The organism is Streptomyces niveiscabiei (genome assembly GCF_001419795.1).
In the GTDB taxonomy this organism is placed as follows: domain Bacteria; phylum Actinomycetota; class Actinomycetes; order Streptomycetales; family Streptomycetaceae; genus Streptomyces; species Streptomyces niveiscabiei.
In genome coordinates, this window is the sequence record NZ_LIRL01001187.1 from 1 (window position 1) to 1897 (window position 1897).

At 70.5% G+C, this 1897-nt stretch carries 2 protein-coding genes; both read right to left on the bottom strand.

The genetic code is table 11. The features are described from left to right. Positions 1–69: 69 nt before the first annotated feature. On the bottom strand, positions 70–693 hold the full coding sequence (locus AOK24_RS41835) for a GntR family transcriptional regulator (protein WP_050370772.1): 624 nt from the start codon (positions 691–693) through the stop codon (positions 70–72). 176 nt (positions 694–869) lie between these two features. Continuing rightward, positions 870–1897: 2-oxoglutarate dehydrogenase, E2 component, dihydrolipoamide succinyltransferase (gene sucB / locus AOK24_RS41840; protein ID WP_063799620.1), on the bottom strand; the 1028-nt coding region annotated here is incomplete at its 5' end.

The window sequence follows — 1897 nt, forward strand, 5'->3', positions numbered from 1 at the left end:
GGCGCGGGGAACTGCGCGAACGGCCACGACGGACCCGCACTCGCCAGCCCACCGTCACCACCCCACCCCTCACGCGCTCGGCGCGCACCCCAAGACGTGTGCCTTCACCAAGTCCGCGATCCTCGGGTCGCGCCTCTTGAACGCCGCCACCAGTTCCTCGTGCTCCTCCGCGTACGACTGCTGCACCGTCCCCAGCCAGCGGATCGACAGCGCGGTGAACACCTCGATGCCCAGGCCCTCCCATGTGTGCAGCAGCACCGAGTTCCCGGCCGCCCGCACCAACTCCCGGTGGAACGCGACCGTGTGGCGCACCTGGCCCGTGCCGTCGGAGAGGCGGTCCGCCTCGTACAGAGCCACCACGTGCGGCTCAAGCGCCGAGCAGTCCACCGCCAGCGTCTCCGCCGCCAGCTCCGCCGCGATCGCCTCCAGGCCCGCGCGAACCGGGTAGCTCTCCTCCAGGTCTGCTGCCGTCAGGTTCCGTACGCGTACGCCCTTGTTGGGAGCCGACTCGATGAGGCGCAGGGACTCCAGCTCGCGCAGCGCTTCGCGGACCGGCGTCTGGGACACCTCCAGCTCCGTCGCGATCCGGCGTTCCACGATCCGCTCGCCCGGCTTCCAGCGCCCGCTGACGATCCCCTCCACGATGTGCTCGCGGATCTGTTCGCGCAGCGAGTGGACGACGGGCGCGGTCATGTGGGCTCCTCAAGACGTTTGACGTTTAGACAATACGGCCGGGAACCGCCGCAGGCAGGGCACGTGGGGGCCCTTTTACGCAGGTGAGACGAGACTTACACGGCAGGGCCGGGACGACACGACGAAGCCCCCGCCGGAGGATTTCCGGCGAGGGCGACGACGTACAGCAAAAACGATCAGAGACCGAGTTCGACCTCGAACTCGCCCGCTTCCAGGATCGCCTTCACGGCGGTCAGGTAGCGCGCCGCGTCCGCGCCGTCGACCAGGCGGTGGTCGTAGGAGAGGGTCAGGTAGGTCATGTCGCGGACCGCGATGACCGTACCCTCCTCCGTCTCCAGGACGGCCGGCCGCTTGACCGTGGCACCGATGCCGAGGATCGCGACCTGCCCCGGCGGCACGATGATCGTGTCGAAGAGCGCGCCGCGCGACCCCGTGTTGGAGATCGTGAAGGTCGCCCCGGACAGCTCGTCCGGCGTGATCTTGCTGGCGCGGACCTTGCCGGCGAGGTCGGCGGTGGCCTTGGCGATACCGGCGAGGTTGAGGCCGCCGGCGCCCTTGATGACCGGGGTCATCAGGCCCTTCTCGGAGTCCACCGCGATCCCGATGTTCTCGGAGTCGAAGTAGGTGATGGTCCCCTCGGCCTCGTTGATCTTCGCGTTGATGACCGGGTGGGCCTTGAGGGCCTGGGCCGCGGCCTTGACGAAGAACGGCATCGGCGAGAGCTTGACGCCCTCGCGCGCGGCGAAGGAGTCCTTGGCCTGGGCGCGGAGCTTCATCAGCTTCGTGATGTCGACCTCGACGACCGAGGACAGCTGCGCCTGCTCGTGCAGCGCCTTGACCATGTTGTCGCCGATGACCTTGCGGATGCGCGGCATCTTGACGGTCTGGCCACGCAGCGGCGACGCCTCCAGAACGGGGGCCGTCTTCTTCGGCGCGGCGGCAGCGGCCGGAGCGGCGGCGGGCGCCGGAGCGGCGGCGGCCTTCGCGGCCTCGGCGGCGGCGACGACGTCCTGCTTGCGGATACGGCCGCCCACGCCCGTGCCCTTGACGGACCCGAGGTCGACACCGTTCTCGGCGGCGAGCTTGCGGACGAGCGGCGTGACGTACGCACCGTCGTCACCGGCGGTGGCGGCGGGCGCCGGAGCCGGGGTGACCGGAGCGGCGACGGGCGCCGGAGCGGCGGCCGTCGCCGCTCCGGTCACCC

Excerpts from the sequence above, each read along its gene's own strand:
- AOK24_RS41835 (WP_050370772.1), bottom strand. The coding sequence starts at position 693 with ATGACCGCGCCCGTCGTCCACTCGCTGCGCGAACAGATCCGCGAGCAC.